A 15,990-nucleotide genomic window follows, 5' to 3' on the forward strand; every position below is an offset into this window, starting at 1 on the left:
ATAGGTTCCTGAGCAGCACCTTCGGGGCAGGGTCGCGGCAGGCCGCCGTGCGCTGCGACAGTCGCCCCGCCCTGGCCGGTCAACCCCCTGACAACAGCTGTGGCATACACCATGGTTGGCAGTCCGAGGCGTCGACGGAGGGGCGGAAGCAATGGCGGACGAGCGACGGCCGGTGGTCGCCACCGGGCGGGGGCGGGTGCGAGGGATCATCACGAACGGGGTCTCCCCCGCCCGGCCGGGGCGCGAGGTGGCGGCCTTCCGGGGGATTCCGTACGCCGCGTCCCCGGTGGGGGAGCTGCGGTTCGCACCACCTCAGGAGCACCCCTCGTGGCACGGCGTACGGGATGCCGAGCGGCCGGGTCCGGCGGCGCCGCAGAATCCCTCACGGCTCGAAGCGGTCATGGGGCGGCGGGTCCCGGACTGGGACGAGGAGGGGTGTCTCAACCTCAACATCTGGACCCCGGCCGACTCCCTCGGCGGGACGCCCCGGCCGGTCCTCGTCTGGATCCACGGCGGCGGGTTCTCCAGCGGCTCCGGCGGCTGGGACTGGTACGACGGCGCCCGGCTCGCCGCGCTCGGCGACATCACGGCTGTCTCCATCAACTACCGCCTGGGGCCGCTCGGTTACCTCCATCTCCCTTCTCTGGACGCGGTGAATCTCGGCTCCCAGGACCAGGGAGCCGCGCTGCGCTGGGTGCGGGAGAACATCGCCGCGTTCGGCGGTGACCCCGAACTCATCACCGTCGGCGGCCAGTCGGCGGGTGCCCATTCCGCGCTCGCGCTCGCCGCCGACCCACAAACCAGCCATTTCGTACGCCGGGTCATGCTCCAGAGCGCCCCCCTGGGTCTCCCCCCGCAGCATCCGGACGACGCGGCCGCGACCGCCGCCGCCTATCTGTGCCTCCTCGGCGTGGCCCACGACGCCGACGCGGGCAAGGCGCTGCGCACCCTTCCGGTCGAGCAACTCCTGTACGCACACGGGCAGTTGATGGCCACCCTCACCCGGCAGCCGGGTGACGTCGCGCCCGCGATGTGGCCGGTGCTCGGCGGCCCCGGCCAGCCCGGCACCTGGCAGCAGGCCCTGGCCGACGGCATGCTGGACGACAAGGACGTGCTGATCGGCACTGTCGCCACGGAGATGACGCCCTTCCTGGCCATGGACCCCCGCATCAAGGCGTTCACCCGCGACGACGCACTGCGTGCGCTCGACCACCTCACCCCTCGCCTCGGCGCTGCCGTCCCGGCGGCCCACTCGCTCCCCGAGGCTCTCCCCTCCGACGTCTCGCCGGGCCGGGGCTTCACCGATCTGGTCGGCGACCTGTTCTTCGGCAACCGGGCGATCGAGCTCGCCGCACACCGGGCCGCCCGTGACCTCCCCTCGTACGTCTACCGCTTCGACCGCCGCCCGGAACCCGACGACCTGGGCCTCGGCTGCCCGCACTGCGCCGAACTCCCCTTCCTCTTCGACACCTTTGACGCCTACCCCGATTCCCCGATGCTCGGCGCCCTCGATGACCAGGACCGAGCGCTGGGCCGCGCGTTTGCCGGTGCACTCGCCGCCTTCACCGCCACCGGCGCCCCCAACGGCGACGGTCTGGCCGAGTGGCGCCCGTACGCCGCAGGGCCGGATCCGTACGTCATGCGCTTCGGCCCCGCGCCGCGCTGACGGGCGCCGAAGGGACATGCGGAGATCGCCGCTCTGTGGGTACCCGCCCTGATAGACCCCCAGAGCGACGACCTGCATGCAGAGGTGAGTGAAGTGACCGCATCCGAGGACGGCTTCGCGCCCAAGAACTGGGCTGCGCGCGACAGCCGGACAACGCCGTTGATCGGTGTCCGGGCCCGCACCGACGTCGACCTGGCGCTCAAGTACCTGACGGCGCGCTCCGAGGCGCCCGCGCAGTACGCCCTCGGCGCGGCCGCTGCCTACCACTGGGCCATGGGGCGCGCGGGCCGCGCACCGCTCACGGGCACGGCCGTCCGCCTCGTACCGGATCTGCGGCTGCTGACCGCCGAGGTGGACGCGGCCGTCGTCCAGTTGGAGGACCCCACCACCGAGGTCGGCCTCCGGGACTTCACGCGCGGCGTGCACGACGCCCTGGCGTGGGTGTGCGGATACAGCGACAGCCGGATCTGAGCCCGCTCCGGCGCTTCAGGACGCGTCGGTCCGCGAGAAGACGTGCTCGTCCAGGATCAGGCCGATGGCGACGGCGGCCGGGATGGCGACCAGGGCTCCGACGATGCCGAGCAGCGCGCCACCGAGCAGGACGCCGACGACGGTGACCAGGGGATGGACGTCGACGGCGAACTTCATCACGCGGGGCACGATCAGATAGTCCTCGGCGACCCGGAACGCGATGTAGAAGCCCGCCGTCGCGAGCGCCACGGGCAGCGAAACCGACAGTGCCACCAGGCTGACGACGAGGCCGCCGATCGTGGTGCCGACGATCGGGATGAGGTCCATCAGCGCGATGAAGACGCCGAGCGCGGCGGGGTAGGGGACGTCGGTGACCACGCACCAGATGAACGTGGCGAGCCCCGCGATCACCGAGGTGACCACATTGCCGAGCATGTAGCGGCCCACCCGGTTGAGGATCTCGTCGGTGACGGCCCGGGCGTGCGGGCGTTTGCGGGCCGCGACGAAGCGCAGGCAGAACCGCTTCAGGGACGGCAGGAACGCCATCACGTACACCGTGACGACGATGACGACGACGGCCGAGGTCACCGCCCCCACCACCACCCGGCCGGCGCCGAGCAGTCCGCCCGCGAGGCCCGCCGCGCCGCCGTTGGAGAACTGCTCCTTGGCCTTGGCGACGACGTGGTAGCGGTCCTCGAACCTGCCGAGTGTCGAGTTGTGGTCATGGAGTTGCTTCAGCCAGTCGGGCACCGCCTTGAGCAGCGCGTTGACCTCGTCGGTGACCGGAGGCACGACCAGCGCGAGGAACCCCGCGAAGAACGCGAGCAGGACGATCAGGACCAGCAGGACGGCCCAGCTGCGGCGCACCCGGTGGCGGGTGAGCCAGGCGACGACGGGTTCGAGGGCGAGTGCGAGGAACATGGAGAGGAGCAGCAGCGTCAGGAGGCTGCCGACTTCGAGGACGGTCTGTACGGTCAGCCACGCAAGTGTCGCGCCCAGGCCGACGGCGAAGCCGATGGCGAACCAGGACCTACCGCCGACCACGATCCTCGTCCGCCGCGCTCGCCCGGTCCGGGACGCCGGCCCTACGGAGGACGGCTCGGCCGGCTCGTGGTCACCGTCCCCGTCGGGCTCGGCGGACGTCATCGCGGCCCCCCTGTCCGCCCGGTGCGGGTGAGGTGCGGGCGAGGCGATGCGTGCATCTGCCAGTACCTCTCTTCGAGGCCGGGACGGGTCTGCGCCACCACGTGGAGCGGCCGCCCCACGCGACACGGCAGCGGCGGCTGCCGGAGCCAGCCTCTTCCAGCTCCGACCCTAGCCAGGTATCCCATCGGTGGCCTTGTATGCCGGTCCCGGCACCGGCCATCCGGCTGACGGCGGGGATCGGCGGCGGTCGCGGCCCAGGCCGCGCGCCGGGCGATGAGCGTCCGGCGAACGGCTGGCTCGTGGCCGCGACGGCACTGCTCGCCGCAGGGTTCGGCCCGGTGGTGTGGGGCGTTGCGACCGGCCCGCTGAAGCGCCGGGTCGTCGCCCAGAACTTCGGCACCTCGGTGGTGTGTCTGGTGACGCTGTTGCTCTCGCAGGCGTACACCCGGCCGTCCTGCGTCGATCTCGCGCTGGTCCTCGCCGTGCTGACGCCCTCACCCTGGTCTCACTGCTGCTCGTCGCCGCCTCGGCGACCGCCGCCGTGGCCGTGCGCGACCCGGCTCGCCAGGCGCTGGTGCTCGCGGTGCTCGGCCTCGCCCTCGCGGTCCACTTCACCGTGCTCCAGGCGCCGGATGTGGGCCTGTCGCAGCTCGCGGTGGGCTCGGCGCTGACGCCGCTGCTCATTCTGCTGTCCGTCCGCAAAGTACGGCGCCGCGGGCAGCGCGAGGACGGCGACCGGTGAGCCGGCGGATGCGGATGTGGGTCCTCGCGACGGGCGGGCTCGCGGTCGCGCCGACGCCGGTGTGCGTGCTGCTTTCCGGAGTGATGGTCGAGCTCGGCCTGTACGGGACGTGGCGGGTCTACGACACGGTGTTCGCCGGACCGGGTGGCGTGCCGGCCCCGGGCGCCGGACGCGCCCTGGTGGTCCTCGGCGCCCTGACCGCCCTGGTGGGCGCGCTGATGTGCTGGCAGCAGCGCTACATCGAGCGCCTCCTCGCGTACTCGACCGTCGCGCACACCGGGCTCTTCCTGATCGGCGTCGGCCTGCTGAAGCCGGACGCGACCGGCGGCGTGGCCGTCTACCTCCTGGGCCACGTGGGCGTCAAGTCGGCCCCGTTCGCCTGTACGGGGATCCTGCTGGACCGCTACGGCAGTGTGGACGAGCACGAACTGCACGGCAGGGCACGGGAGTTGCCAATGGTGGCCGCGCTGTTCACGGTGGGCGCGCTGGCGCCGGCGGGGCTTCCGCCCTTCGGCACGGGACTCGGAAAGTCGCTCACGGAGGAGGCTGCGGGCGGCGGTTTCACGGTGCTGTTCGTGGCCGTGTCGGCGGTCACCGCGGGCGCCGTGCTCCGGGTCGCCGCGCGTGTGTTCTTCGGACTCGGGCCGCGGCCGCCGGGCGATCCCGGGTCCGAGACGAGCGGCAGCGGCGAGGAGCCCGAGACCGAGGGGGGCTCGGCCGGGTGCCGGTCACGATGATCACGGTCCCGGCCGTGCTGCTCGCCGGGGCGCTGGCCGCGGGTCTGACGCCGGGCCTGGCCTCGGCCGTGGGGCTGGCCTTCGACGCCGACGCACCCCACGCGCCGCACTGGACACTGACCGGCGTGCTCCTCGGCCTCGCCTCTGCCGTGCCGGCCCGGGGTCTGGCCGGGGCTGCCGTTCGCGGCCCGACGAGCCAGGAACCGTACGCCTGGACGGAACCGCCGCACAGGCTCCACTCGGGCCACATCGCCGACTGCGTCGCCTGGCTCCTGGTGGGCACGGCCCTGCTCGGCGGCCTCGCCCTGCCGGGTATGGTGGCCGGGTGGCCCGATGACCAACTCCCTTACAGAGAGGCCGAGTTGAGCGCGCTGTGGCCCCTCATGGCGAACGAGGGGCCACAGCGGCGCTACCGGGCTCGGCTCACATGGGGTCGATGCCGCTGCTGTCGCCCGACATCTTGCTCTGCTCCTGAAGACGGCGGGCCTTCTCCTTCAGCCGCTCGCGCTCCGCCGGGTCGGACGCACGCTCCGCGGCCTGCTCCAGCTGTTCCGCCTTCTGGCGCATCTGCTGGGCACGGGCACCGAACTCGTCTGCAAGGCTCATGATCACTCCTGCTGCTCGGGGGGGTACAGATGCCTCCAGACAAACAGCGCCCCGAGCGCCCCGCATCCCGAACGGTCACACACAGTCACCTCGTGAGGTATTGGGCCTCAGCGGGCGAAGTCGTCCGGGACTCCGTGCCATGCCGGCTTCGCTCACCCGCCCGCCTTCTGCGAGTGGGCCGCGCGGGCGGAGAGGTCGTCGAGCCCGAGCGGGTTGGCCGGCGGATCCGGCAGGACGAGCCGGCGCTCCGCGCTGCCGTCGGGGGTGATGTGGAGCAGTTCTCCGGGCTCCATCAGGCGCCACTCGGGATGCTCGTCCATGCGCTCGCTCGCGACGACGACCGCCGGGGTGTCGGCGAGGTCCCCGGAGTGGACGCGCATCCGGCCGGCGGTGCCGCTGTGGTCCAGGTGCCGGGCACCATGCGGGCCGCCCGCCTCGCGCTCCAGTACGTACAGCTCGTGCGTGGCCGGGTAGCGCAGGGCCCACAGTTCGTCCGGGGTGGTCAGGATGAAGTTGAGGGAGTAGACGGGGAGTCGGGCCGCGACCCAGCGGGTGGCGTGCTCGATGCCGGTGCCGATGTCGCCCCGCGCGGCACGAATCTCGCGGGTGATCAGCGCGAAGACCCGCTCGGAGTCCGTGTCCCCGGCGACCAGGGACAGATCCGGGCCCAGCCGGGCCTCCAGGGCAGCCAGGTCTTCGACGACTCCGTTGTGCGCGAACAGCCGCCCGTCCTGCTGGAACGGGTGGGTGTTGGGGGCGGTGAGGCTGCCGGTCGAGGCGAGCCGGATGTGGGCGAGGAAGGTGGCCGAGCAGATCTGCCTGGCCTCCCGGGCGAAGTCGCGGTCCTCGTACGCGGCGTCCGGGGCCTTGCGGACCTGTGGTGTGCCGTCGGGGTCGAAGTATCCGAGGCCCGTCCCGTCCGGGTCGCGGTGGCTCTGCGTCATGAGGCTGTCGGGGGCGTCGAGCAGCCAGAAGGTGGCCCGGCTGCGGCGCGGGGCGCTGCTGAGTCCGAACAGACGGCACATCGACGCCACCTCCACGCTCGGCACCGGCACCCGGCCCCCGCCCGGGCATGGTGCCCCCGCACGACGGGTGAACGCAACGCGTGAGCAGGCCTATGTGGAGCCGCTCAGGGTGAAGGTGGCGCCGTCGGGGTCTTTGACGCGGACCCAGGTGCCGGTGAGGGAGATGCCGTCGGCCAGGACCGTGGCGCCGTGGGCCAGGGCCTTCTCCGCGTGGCCTTGGGGGTCCTCGACGGAGAAGTGGGTGTGCCAGTGGGGGCGCAGGCTCGGGTCCGGAGCGGCCTCGACCGCTCCGGACGTCAGGCGCGCGACGATGTGCCCGGCGTGGCGCAGGACGACTTCCTCGTGCTCGTACTGGACGTCGCAGCAGCCGGGCCGGTCGCAGGCCCAGTCGAGGACCTCACCGTAGAAGATCGCCGCGTCGAAGGCGTTGCGGGTGTGCAGCCGGGTCCAGGCGGGCGCGGTGTCGCGCCAGGATTCCCAGTTCGAGAGGAGCGGGCCCTGCCAGATCCCGAAGACGGCGCCGTCCCGGTCGGCGGCCAGCGCACCGCGCCCGGTCTGCAGCGCGACCGGGCCGACCGCGACCGTGGCGCCCCGCTCGCGGATGCGCGCCGCGGTGACATCGGCGTCCTCGACCGCGAAATACGGCGTCCACGCGACGGCGACCTGAAAAGCCTGGGCCAGCGCGCTGATCCCCGCGACCGGAACCCCGTCCGCCAGCGCGATCCGGAACTCCTCCCCCAACCCGGCGGGCACGAACGTCCAGCCCATCACCGCGCCGTAGAAATCCGTCGCGGCACTCAGATCGCGGGCCATCAGGCTCACCCAGCACGGCGCCCCGAACACCGGGGCGCCGGAGCCGAGTCGGGACGTGGAGTCTGTTGATGGGGGCGTCACGAAGACCTCGCTTCCAGGAGTCCCCCACATCGGCCGTGCGCCCGGCATACGGCCATGGCTGCTTCCACTATCCCGCCGCCGCCCGGTCGTTGCCCGCCGACGGGCCCGGCACCGGTCGTCCCGGCCTCCTGCCACACTTCGCGCGGCTTCGTGTTGCGGATGCGGCCGTACGGGTCATGCTGGAGGAATCCGCGCTGTGCTCATTCGGCTACTTCTGGTAGGCCTCGCGTGGCTGCGGACGCGGGAGTGGCCGGCGAGCCGCTTCCGCCGACAAGGGAGCCGCAGTGGTCACCACCGACAACCCCCGGAAGTACAGCCTGCGCCTTGACGCGACACCGGACCGCATTCCCCAAGTTCGCCGCATCGTCGCCGCCCACCTGCGCCACTGGCGCCTGGAGAACGTCATCCAGCCCGTGAGCCTCGGCGTGTGCGAACTGCTCACCAACGTCCACCGCCACGCCCGGGGCGACCACGACTGCGTCCTGGAACTGCGCTGGGCCCGCGGTCGGCTCACCGCCTCCGTCGCCGACACCGACCCCCGCCTGCCGCGCCTGCGCGGACCCCGGCCCTTCGCCGAACGCGGCCGCGGCCTCGCCCTGATCGCCCACCTCAGCGACAGCTGGGGCACCCACACCACCCCCGGCGGCAAGGTGGTCTGGTTCACCCTCACCGCCCAGCCGCAGGCACTGCGGCCGCTGCGTCCACTGCCGCCGGAGCCCACCCTCAGCACGGCAGCGTCCGCGCCGGCCCGGCCGCACTTCGACATCCAGCTTTACGCGGGGGACCAGCGGGACGACGCGTGGTACCTCAGCGAGACATGAGGCCGGGAGCCGGCGGCGCCGGCGGCTGATGGTCCCAACCCGTCCGGCGCCTTCATTCCCTCGTACGCAAGGAACGCACTGGCGGACTACCACGGGGCGCGCGGAGGAAACCTCGCACCGGCACGTGGGGACTTGCGGTACCGGCGCACGGCCAGGGCCGCCGCGGCGAGCGCGCCCAGGCCGGTGACCGTGGTGAGTACGGGGTGGTGGGCCGTCGCGGCCTGGAGCGAGCGGGAGCGGGCCTCCTCGTCGAAGATGCCGTGCCCTCCGTGGTCGGCTCCCGGCTTCTGGTCGAGGGGGCGCCACGGATTGCCCCCGGTGGACTCCGGCGCCAGTTCCTCGCGCTGCTGCGGCTCGTACCCGGTGCGGGCGAGGTAGCGGTCGAGGACGGCCGGGACGAGCCGGTTGGCCCAGATGGTGGCGACCCTGGAGGCGCCGAGGTGATACTGCTTGCACCGGGGGTGGTCGGCCGCGAACAGGACGGCCCGCACGGCGACTTCGGGCAGGTAGATCGGCGGTACGGGCTGAGGGTGACTATGCAGCCGCGTACGTACCCAGGAGAACTGGGGCGTGTTGACCGCCGGCATCTGGACCACGGTGATGCGCACATGGCTCCTGTTGTGGAGGAGTTCGGTACGCACCGACGAGGTGAACCCGTTCATGGCGTGCTTGGCCCCGCGGTACGCGGACTGGAGCGGAATGGAGCGCTCCCCGAGAGCGGAGCCGACCTGCACGATGGTGCCCCGGTCGCGCGGAACCATGCGGGCCAGCGCGCTCCGCGTGCGTGCACGAAGCCGAGGCAGGTCACGTCCGTGACGTGGCGGAACTCGTACGTGGTGAAGCCGCCCCGCTGTGCTCCAGGAGCCGGGGTACGTCGTCGGCGGCCGCGCAGATGTCGGGGTAGCCGAGGACGAGCACCCGCCGGTAGTTGGAACCGTCGGTGCTGTCGGCCCCGCGGCTCCCGGCGTCGAACCGCACCTCGCCGTCGACCCACGCGCGAAGGGCACGTTCAAGAGGGGCGCTGTCCAGATCCTTCTGCCCCTTTGGTGCGTCTGGTGCGTCCTTTGGTACGTCCCGCCCGTGGCCGGGCGCAGCGGCGCTGTCGGGCAGCCCCACCGCTCCTCCTCGTCACGTGACGCTCCCGTTCCGCGCTGCGCCAGGTACCCCTGAGCGGGGTGCCCACACCCTTCTCCGGCTACCCGAGGCCGGCCGCCCGGGGGTTCATTCGCCGTGCTCCATCTGGGCGAAGATGCTGGTGTCCAGCTGGGAGAGCAGTTCCGCGGTGTCGCCGTACACGGCCAGCGCGCCTGCCTCTTCGAGGTCGGCTCGGGCGATTCCGCCGGCGAGCAGCGCGACCGTGCGGACGCCCGCCGCACGCCCCGCCTTCATGTCCCAGACCGTGTCCCCCACGAACACCGCCTCCGCAGGATCGGCCTCGGCGAGCTCCAGCGCCCGCTGCACCGGATCGGGGGCCGGCTTGCCCTCGCTCACGTCGTCGGCGCTCGCGATGCCCGCGATGACGTCGTCGGCGTCGATGGCACGGCGCAGCGCCTTCAGCTCCGGCCCGCCTGCGGAGGTGGCCAGTACGATGCGCCAGCCCCGGGTGGCCAGCTCGTGCAGCAGGTCCCCGGCCCCGTCCAGCGGGGGCAGCCGCTCGAAGTAGCTGCCGTACAGAGCGGTGTGCGCGGCGGTGAGTTTCCCGTCCTCGTCCCGGTCGCAGTCCTCGCCGAGCAGGTGCGTGACGAGGTCGTCCGGGCCGAGGCCGATGGCGCGGTGGATCTTGTGCATCGCCACGTCGTGTCCGGCCTGGCGCAGCGCCTCCCACCAGGTGACCACGTGCAGGTGGTTGGTGTCGACGAGGGTGCCGTCGACGTCGAAGAGAGCCGCACGTGCCATGTGCCCACGCCTTTCGTTCCGCCCTGCCCGGGGCCTGTCGCCCACTGCCGATCATGCCGCCCCTCACGAACCGCAACATCTCGTAGGGCTCCGGGCCGACGGGTCAGGCAGCGTGCCGACGCCGGGCGACGGGCTTCTCGTACGCCGGCTCCGCAGCCTCGGCCGCCGCGTCCGGCGGCAGGTCCGGAACCGCGACGAGGTGGCGCTCGCCCGGCTCGCCGCCGCCCAGCATGAACTCCTCGTACCGGGCCAGGGCGAGAACGGCAACCAGCATCAGATTCGGCAGCAGTACGGCTACGAAGACCACGACGACTCCTTGCAGGAAGACGTGCCTGCCGGTCCGGGTTGCCCCGGGTCCGCACCCGAAACCTGCCGCGCGGCAGGTGAATGAGGAGGTTTCGGCCGGAGAGGTTCGGCAATGGGTGAACTCTGAGCGAACGAGACTCCGAGGAGACCGCAATGGCCATCGCAACGTACTGCCTCGTGGCGCTGGACTGCCCCGACCCCGAGGCGCTTGCCGCGTTCTACGCCGCGGTCCTGGGCGGCGAGGTCAAGAACGACGACGCGGACTGGTACGACCTCTACGCACCCGGCGGCCACCGCATCGCCTTCCAGCGGGCGCCCGGCCACATCCCGCCGGAGTGGCCGCGCGGGGACCGCAACTCCCAGCAGCTGCACCTGGACTTCCATGTCCCGGACATGGACGCGGCCGAGGAGCAGGTGCTCGCGCTCGGCGCCACCCCGCTCGACCTCGACGACCGCGGCGGCGAACGCGACTTCCGGGTGTACGCGGATCCGGCGGGCCATCCTTTCTGCCTCTGCCGGGACTGACACCGCGCGCCCTCTGGGCGCGGCCCCCTCAGGCGGACCTGGCCCCTGCAAGCAGATCTGGCCCTTCGGACGAGCGAGAAGCACGGAGAACAGCGTGAACGACTCACCTTCCTCGGCCTCCCAGGGCGCCGGGGCCGACTCCCCCGACCTGGTGCAGGTCATGCTCGGCGAGTGCTCCGCGGCCGACGCGGACGCGGTCTTCGAGGTGCTCGGCACCCACTTCGCCTCCGACCGTGCGGGCGCCGTGCCCGGGGGCCGCGAGGGGCCGCGCCCGGCCGCCTGGGCCGGAGGCTTCGTCGTCGACCACGCGCCGGCCGAGGTCGCCGGGGTGCTGCTCGCCGGGCCCGTCACGGCCGATCTCCAGGGCGGTCCCGTGGCCGTGGACCGGCTGCGCCGGACGCTGGCGGCGGCCTTCGCGGTGGAAACGGCGGGCAGCGCGGCGGGCGACCAGGAGGTGGATGTACAGGTGCGGTTGACCAACGGGTAGCGCGCCGCGGGGCCCTCGGGGGCTGGTCGCTCCCCCAAGTTCTCGGCTTCTCCCCCCACTCTCGGCTGCCCCGCGCCCCTTCAGGGCGCTGCACCGCGCAGAACGGGGGCGCCGACTTACTCTGGACAGCAGGGGCTGGAACTCTTCCGTGAGATCGGAGGACATCTGGTCGTCCTCGGAGTCATCCTCCTCCTCATCGGTTTCGTGACCGGCATCTCCGTCCTGTGGACCATCGGCATGATCCTGCTCATCATCGGCGCCATCCTGTGGCTTCTGGGGTCGGTCGGCCACGCGGTCGGCGGACGGCGGCACTACTGGTAGGCAGCGGCCTGGCGCTCCGTCAGCCCCGGCTCGGCTCGATGCGCGGCCCCGGGCAGAGCCGCGGCCCGGTCGTCGCCGCCAGCTCGGCCTCCAGCACTCTGGCCCGGTCCCCGGCCGCCGCGCCGGCCCGGCCGCGGGCGCGCATGAGCTCGGTGACCTCCTCCACCCGGTGCAGGATCAGGACCACCTTGCCGTCCTCGCCGCGATAGGCGGCATCACGGATACGGGCTCGCCGGACGGGCCCGATACGCCCGGAGGGCAACCGGATGCCGTCGCATCCGATTGCCCTCCGGGTCGGTGGGTCTGCGCGGTCAGAGCACCGGCACCGGGTAGGTCGGGTACTCGACCCCGGAGACGTGCTGGACGACGCGGATGACCTGGCACGAGTAGCCGAACTCGTTGTCGTACCAGAGGTAGAGGATCGCGTTGTCGCCGTCGACCTTGGTCGCGCCGGCGTCGACGATCGAGGAGTGGCGCGAGCCGACGAAGTCCATGGAGACGGCGTCGGGGGCGGTCGTGAAGTCGATCTGACGCTTCAGCGGCGAGTGCAGCGACACGTCGCGGAGATAGTCGAGGACCTCCTCGCGGGTGGTCTCGCGGCCCAGGCGCAGGCTCAGGATGGCGATCGAGACGTCCGGGACGGGCACGCGGATCGAGCTGCCGGTGATCGGCGCCTTGAGGTCGGGCAGCGCCTTGGCAACGGCCGATGCGGCACCGGTCTCGGTGATGACCATGTTCAGCGGCGCGGAACGGCCACGGCGGTCGGCCTTGTGGTAGTTGTCCAGGAGGTTCTGGTCGTTGGTGAACGAGTGGACGGTCTCCACGTGGCCGCGCAGCACGCCGTACTCGTCGGCCATCGCCTTCAGCGGCGGGACGATCGCGTTGGTGGTGCAGGAGGCGCAGGACAGGATCTGCTCGTCCGGCTTGATGGTGTCGTGGTTGACGCCGTGGACGATGTTGGGGACGTCGCCCTTGCCCGGGGCCGTCAGGACGACCTTGTCGATACCGGGGCGCAGGTGCTGCGAAAGCCCTTCGCGGTCACGCCACTTGCCCGTGTTGTCGATGAGGATGGCGTCCTTGATGCCGTGCGCCGTGTAGTCGATCTCGGACGGGTCGTTGGCGTAGATCACCTTGATGGTGTTGCCGTTGGCGACGATCGTGCTCGTCGCCTCGTCCACCGTGATGGTGCCCTGGAACTGGCCGTGGATCGAGTCGCGGCGCAGCAGCGAGGCGCGCTTGACCAGATCCGCCTCGCCGCCACCGCGGACGACGATGGCACGCAGGCGCAGTCCGTTGCCCGAGCCGGCCTTCTCGATGAGCAGGCGGGCGACGAGGCGGCCGATGCGGCCGAAGCCGTACAGGACGACGTCGCGGCCCTCGCGGCACTCGATCTTGTTCTCGCCGGTGGCGCCGGCGACGGCCTGAGCGGTGAAGGCCTCGACCGAAAGGCCGCGGTCGTCCGCCTTGTACGTCGCGGCGAGCATGCCGATGTCGATCTGGGAGGGGCCGAGATCGAGGGCGGTCAGAGCCTGCAGGAAGGGCAGCGTCTCGGTGACCGAGAGCTCCTCGCCGGCTATCTGGCGGGCAAATCGGTGGGTCTTCAGAAGGCTGACCACCGACTTGTTCACCAAGGAGCGGCTGTGCAGCAGGACCGTCACGTCCCGCTCACGGTGCAGCTTCCCGATGATGGGGATCATCGACTCCGCGATCTCCTCGCGGTTCTTCCAGTTGGTGAACGAGTCGTCATTGACAGTCACAGGTTCATCTTTCGAGCTAGGCGGCGCTCATATGCTAACCCCCCGCTGATTTTGATCGTTCAAGTGGTACCCCTTCCTGGTGGGCGGCCCGGTCGTCGCTCCCCTGCGGCGACGACCGGGCCGCCCGCTCAGCCGATGGCCCAGCGCTGGAGCGCGGAGCCGGTGTCGGGCTGCTGGGCGACCGGTGCCCCGTCGCTGGTGGAGGCTGTGGTGAGCAGCAGTCCGCTGGATGTGGACTTGATCGTGTATCCGCCACCGGCCAGGGCGGTGACCGCCCAGTGCTGGTTGGCGCCGCCGGTGCAGGCCCACTGGATGACCTTCGCCCCGGCCGCACTGGAGCTGTCGCTGACGTCGACGCACAGCTTCGACTCGCCGTTGGCGATCTGGTAGCTGCCGTCGGACTGCCGGGTGAAGACCCAGTTCTGGTTGGCCCCTCCGTTGGGGCTCCAGGTGATGAGCTGGGTGCCCTGGGTCGTCGAGTGGCCCGGATCGTCGAGCGACTTGCCCGAGGCCACCAGAGTGTGGGTGCCGTCCAGGGACCCACCGGTCGCGGAGCCGGTGGGGGTGAGGATCAGGGTCTGCTCCGCCGCGCTGCGGGCGCCGCCGACCGCGCTGCCCGTGGTGTCGGTCCAGCTGCGGGTGGGCGTGGTCTCGGCGAGCCGGCCGGCCTGCGCGGACAGGCCGAGCACGAGGCCGCTGTACCGGTTGACCAGGCGATATGACCCGGTGGAGGTGACGGGGACGATGAACCACTGCTGGCCGACGGTGGGGCCGCCCGACCCGGCGGTGGCGACAGTCGGCCTGGCGCCCCAGGCCCGTCCGGCCTTGGAGGTGGAGGGGACGCCCAGGAGCTGCCCGGTGGAGGCGTTGGCGATGCGGTACGAACCGTCGCCGTCGGCCGTGAACACCCAGGATTCCAGGGCGGATCCGGTGGCCCCCGCACCCGAGGTCGTCGACGAGCCGCCCGGTACCTGGGCGAGGACCCGGCCGTCGCCGCTGCCGATCCGGTACGACTTGGTGACGTCGACCGGGGGTGCGGCGGGCGCCGATGAACCGATCGTGACGTCCACGTACTCGCCGCCGGCGCCGCCCTGGCATTCGATGGAGCAGTACGACCTGAAGGTCTTGCCGACGATGGTGGAGTTGGTGCGGTTCGCGCCGTCGAGGAACCAGCGGTACCAGGAGTTGTTGGTGTAGCTGCCGGTGTCGCCGATCAGGTGCCACTTCTGGCTCGCGAGGTCGTCGGTGGCGTAGAAGCGCTGCGGCGCCGTCCCGTTCACCGCCTCGGGCTCGCCGATGTACAGGCCCAGGTAGGCGTTGTAGGTGATGTTCATGACGAACAGCGGTGATTTCGTGGGCAGTTGACCCGCGGCGATCTGCTGGCTCACGGTGCCCGCGTTGGCGGGGTTGTAGTCACCCGCGACCGGTGTGTACCCGGTGGAGCCGGCACCGTCGGCCGGCACCATGTTGCTCTCCAGGCCGCCCACGCCCGGCTGCGACCAGTGGCCGTCGTACCACTTCTGCCAGGAGCCCCGGGCCATCTTCGAGGAGATGGGCGCCCGGGCGACATGAGCGAGGCTGTCCTCCCAGTTGCCGCCCTTCGCGACGATCCGCGAGCCGTAATAGACGTAGAAGTAGCCCGACGCGGTGTCGACGAACAGCCGCTGGTCGCCGTCGCCGTAGGAGTACGTCTCGTGCGGGAACTGCGTGGTGTCGCCGCGCTTGGTGCTGTACGGCGAGGTGATCGCGTGGTCCTTGACGGTCCAGGTCTTGCCCTGGTCCTTCGAGACCGCGTAGTCGATCGCGTCGAAGTGGATGCCGTCGTTGAACGGTGCCGGGGTGAACTCGTTGTGCACGAGCCCGTACCAGTCACCGGTGTCCGGGTCGACCCACACCCCCGACAGGTCGCAGTAGTTCTTCTGCGAATAGCCCGCGTTGCCGACCGCGTACGTCGCCTCCAGGCCGGTCGGGCTGTTGTTGCAGCGATAGGTGGTGTCGTTGTTCTTGTCGCTGGCGTTGGCCGGGTTCACCGCGTCGCTGATCGCGCTCGACCGCGAGGCGCTGTCCATGTCGGTGCCTGTGAAGAAGTCCCAGTACCGGGGGTCCTTCGCGCCGTACAGAGCGGCGGACTGCTGAAAGTAGAAGGTGCCGTCCTTGTCGACATAGGCCGAGGCGGGGGTGTCCGTCGGGTGCGCGTACGGCACGGGGGATCCGACGCTGATCGTGTACGTGGCGTCCGGGGACGCGGCCGCCGCGGGCGGCACCGCCGCGGCGGCAAGGGCCAGAACCGCGGCGCCGGCAGCGGCCGCGACGGCTCTGAAGGTGGGGGAGGACACGGGCACTCCTTCTGGTGTGGGAGCGGTGAACGGTGCTCGCCGGCGGCGGGGCCGACCGCGTGGTGGGCAGTCTGTGCACCACGCGGCACACCGTCCACGGACATCCGTCGGCCGGACTTGGACTTTCGTCGGGCCGCGGCCACGGTCGGCGGGCGCCGCACCCCGGCGCGGGCCGTACCACGGAGGCGGCAGCCGCACCCCCGAATATGCCGAATACATACCCACTCGCGACAACAGCAGGAATGCGCCACCGG

The 15,990-nt window shown here is 71.6% G+C and carries 18 protein-coding genes and 2 pseudogenes; 9 read left to right on the plus strand and 11 right to left on the minus strand.

Annotated elements, in window-relative coordinates; all coding sequences use genetic code 11:
- The first annotated feature begins 151 nt into the window (after positions 1-151).
- Positions 152-1,666, plus strand: coding sequence for a carboxylesterase/lipase family protein (locus ACSHXC_RS01825; protein WP_438289814.1), 1,515 nt, complete (start codon positions 152-154; stop codon positions 1,664-1,666).
- A gap of 93 nt (positions 1,667-1,759) precedes the next feature.
- Complete coding sequence (locus ACSHXC_RS01830; RefSeq protein WP_438289815.1) at positions 1,760-2,137, plus strand: hypothetical protein; 378 nt, start codon at positions 1,760-1,762, stop codon at positions 2,135-2,137.
- 15 nt (positions 2,138-2,152) lie between these two features.
- Here the strand turns inward: ACSHXC_RS01830 and ACSHXC_RS01835 are convergent, their stop codons facing one another.
- Positions 2,153-3,283, minus strand: a complete 1,131-nt coding sequence (locus ACSHXC_RS01835) for an AI-2E family transporter (protein ID WP_438289816.1) — start codon at positions 3,281-3,283, stop codon at positions 2,153-2,155.
- 197 nt (positions 3,284-3,480) lie between these two features.
- On the opposite strand from ACSHXC_RS01835, the pseudogene ACSHXC_RS01840 reads away from it, so the two are divergent.
- The 3 genes and pseudogenes from ACSHXC_RS01840 to ACSHXC_RS01850 form a co-directional block, all read left to right on the plus strand.
- Positions 3,481-3,717: pseudogene (locus tag ACSHXC_RS01840) on the plus strand (hypothetical protein); the annotation flags it as partial.
- Positions 3,718-3,737: 20 nt separating this feature from the next.
- Complete coding sequence (locus ACSHXC_RS01845) at positions 3,738-4,025, plus strand: Na(+)/H(+) antiporter subunit B (protein WP_438296390.1); 288 nt, start codon at positions 3,738-3,740, stop codon at positions 4,023-4,025.
- 41 nt (positions 4,026-4,066) lie between these two features.
- A pseudogene (locus tag ACSHXC_RS01850) lies at positions 4,067-5,082 on the plus strand (proton-conducting transporter transmembrane domain-containing protein); the annotation flags it as partial.
- 103 nt (positions 5,083-5,185) lie between these two features.
- Here ACSHXC_RS01850 and ACSHXC_RS01855 read toward each other — a convergent pair.
- The 3 genes from ACSHXC_RS01855 to ACSHXC_RS01865 all read right to left on the minus strand — a co-directional run bounded on the left by ACSHXC_RS01855 (position 5,186) and on the right by ACSHXC_RS01865 (position 7,206).
- The gene (locus ACSHXC_RS01855) at positions 5,186-5,368 is read right to left on the minus strand and encodes a DUF6381 family protein (protein WP_438296392.1); all 183 of its coding nucleotides are present in this window, start codon (positions 5,366-5,368) and stop codon (positions 5,186-5,188) included.
- Positions 5,369-5,520: 152 nt separating this feature from the next.
- Entirely contained in the window at positions 5,521-6,393 is an 873-nt protein-coding gene (locus tag ACSHXC_RS01860; protein ID WP_438289817.1) for a class II glutamine amidotransferase, read from the minus strand.
- A gap of 90 nt (positions 6,394-6,483) precedes the next feature.
- Entirely contained in the window at positions 6,484-7,206 is a 723-nt protein-coding gene (locus ACSHXC_RS01865; RefSeq protein WP_438289818.1) for a VOC family protein, read from the minus strand.
- Between the two features lie 365 nt (positions 7,207-7,571).
- Here ACSHXC_RS01865 and ACSHXC_RS01870 point away from each other — a divergent pair, with 365 nt between their 5' ends.
- Positions 7,572-8,108, plus strand: a complete 537-nt coding sequence (locus ACSHXC_RS01870) for an ATP-binding protein (RefSeq protein ID WP_438289819.1) — start codon at positions 7,572-7,574, stop codon at positions 8,106-8,108.
- A gap of 86 nt (positions 8,109-8,194) precedes the next feature.
- Here ACSHXC_RS01870 and ACSHXC_RS01875 read toward each other — a convergent pair whose 3' ends face one another.
- The 4 genes from ACSHXC_RS01875 to ACSHXC_RS01890 form a co-directional block, all read right to left on the minus strand.
- On the minus strand, positions 8,195-8,869 hold the full coding sequence (locus ACSHXC_RS01875) for an SDR family NAD(P)-dependent oxidoreductase (RefSeq protein ID WP_438289820.1): 675 nt from the start codon (positions 8,867-8,869) through the stop codon (positions 8,195-8,197).
- Positions 8,870-8,912: 43 nt separating this feature from the next.
- Entirely contained in the window at positions 8,913-9,224 is a 312-nt protein-coding gene (locus ACSHXC_RS01880; protein ID WP_438297093.1) for a hypothetical protein, read from the minus strand.
- A 105-nt stretch (positions 9,225-9,329) separates the two neighbouring features.
- Positions 9,330-10,004: an HAD family hydrolase gene (locus ACSHXC_RS01885; protein WP_438289821.1), complete on the minus strand. Its 675-nt coding sequence runs from the start codon at positions 10,002-10,004 to the stop codon at positions 9,330-9,332.
- Positions 10,005-10,107: 103 nt separating this feature from the next.
- Positions 10,108-10,311 (minus strand): hypothetical protein, encoded by a 204-nt coding sequence (locus ACSHXC_RS01890; RefSeq protein ID WP_438289822.1) that lies wholly within the window; start codon positions 10,309-10,311, stop codon positions 10,108-10,110.
- 152 nt (positions 10,312-10,463) lie between these two features.
- Here ACSHXC_RS01890 and ACSHXC_RS01895 point away from each other — a divergent pair, with 152 nt between their 5' ends.
- The 3 genes from ACSHXC_RS01895 (at position 10,464) to ACSHXC_RS01905 (ending at position 11,643) form a co-directional block, all read left to right on the plus strand.
- On the plus strand, positions 10,464-10,835 hold the full coding sequence (locus tag ACSHXC_RS01895) for a VOC family protein (protein ID WP_438289823.1): 372 nt from the start codon (positions 10,464-10,466) through the stop codon (positions 10,833-10,835).
- A 94-nt stretch (positions 10,836-10,929) separates the two neighbouring features.
- Positions 10,930-11,322 carry a hypothetical protein gene (locus tag ACSHXC_RS01900; protein ID WP_438289824.1) on the plus strand — a complete coding sequence of 131 codons (393 nt, stop codon included), beginning with the start codon at positions 10,930-10,932 and terminating at the stop codon, positions 11,320-11,322.
- A gap of 165 nt (positions 11,323-11,487) precedes the next feature.
- Positions 11,488-11,643, plus strand: a complete 156-nt coding sequence (locus ACSHXC_RS01905) for a DUF6131 family protein (protein ID WP_438296394.1) — start codon at positions 11,488-11,490, stop codon at positions 11,641-11,643.
- Between the two features lie 19 nt (positions 11,644-11,662).
- Here the strand turns inward: ACSHXC_RS01905 and ACSHXC_RS01910 are convergent, their stop codons facing one another.
- The 3 genes from ACSHXC_RS01910 to ACSHXC_RS01920 all read right to left on the minus strand — a co-directional run bounded on the left by ACSHXC_RS01910 (position 11,663) and on the right by ACSHXC_RS01920 (position 15,736).
- Positions 11,663-11,905 (minus strand): hypothetical protein, encoded by a 243-nt coding sequence (locus tag ACSHXC_RS01910; RefSeq protein WP_438297094.1) that lies wholly within the window; start codon positions 11,903-11,905, stop codon positions 11,663-11,665.
- Positions 11,906-11,954: 49 nt separating this feature from the next.
- On the minus strand, positions 11,955-13,400 hold the full coding sequence (locus tag ACSHXC_RS01915) for a glyceraldehyde-3-phosphate dehydrogenase (protein ID WP_438289825.1): 1,446 nt from the start codon (positions 13,398-13,400) through the stop codon (positions 11,955-11,957).
- Positions 13,401-13,528: 128 nt separating this feature from the next.
- A complete protein-coding gene (locus ACSHXC_RS01920; protein WP_438289826.1) occupies positions 13,529-15,736 on the minus strand; it encodes an RICIN domain-containing protein in 2,208 nt (735 codons plus the stop codon).
- Between the last annotated feature and the right edge of the window lie 254 nt (positions 15,737-15,990).

The sequence above is a fragment of the Streptomyces sp. HUAS TT7 genome (genome assembly GCF_051550175.1).
Classification (GTDB): domain Bacteria; phylum Actinomycetota; class Actinomycetes; order Streptomycetales; family Streptomycetaceae; genus Streptomyces.

Coding starts and splice junctions, on each gene's coding strand:
- ACSHXC_RS01855 (WP_438296392.1), bottom strand. CDS start 5,368: ATGAGCCTTGCAGACGAGTTCGGTGCCCGTGCCCAGCAGATGCGCCAG.
- ACSHXC_RS01860 (WP_438289817.1), bottom strand. CDS start 6,393: ATGTGCCGTCTGTTCGGACTCAGCAGCGCCCCGCGCCGCAGCCGGGCC.
- ACSHXC_RS01825 (WP_438289814.1), top strand. CDS start 152: ATGGCGGACGAGCGACGGCCGGTGGTCGCCACCGGGCGGGGGCGGGTG.
- ACSHXC_RS01895 (WP_438289823.1), top strand. CDS start 10,464: ATGGCCATCGCAACGTACTGCCTCGTGGCGCTGGACTGCCCCGACCCC.
- ACSHXC_RS01885 (WP_438289821.1), bottom strand. CDS start 10,004: ATGGCACGTGCGGCTCTCTTCGACGTCGACGGCACCCTCGTCGACACC.
- ACSHXC_RS01875 (WP_438289820.1), bottom strand. CDS start 8,869: ATGGTTCCGCGCGACCGGGGCACCATCGTGCAGGTCGGCTCCGCTCTC.
- ACSHXC_RS01865 (WP_438289818.1), bottom strand. CDS start 7,206: ATGGCCCGCGATCTGAGTGCCGCGACGGATTTCTACGGCGCGGTGATG.
- ACSHXC_RS01835 (WP_438289816.1), bottom strand. CDS start 3,283: ATGACGTCCGCCGAGCCCGACGGGGACGGTGACCACGAGCCGGCCGAG.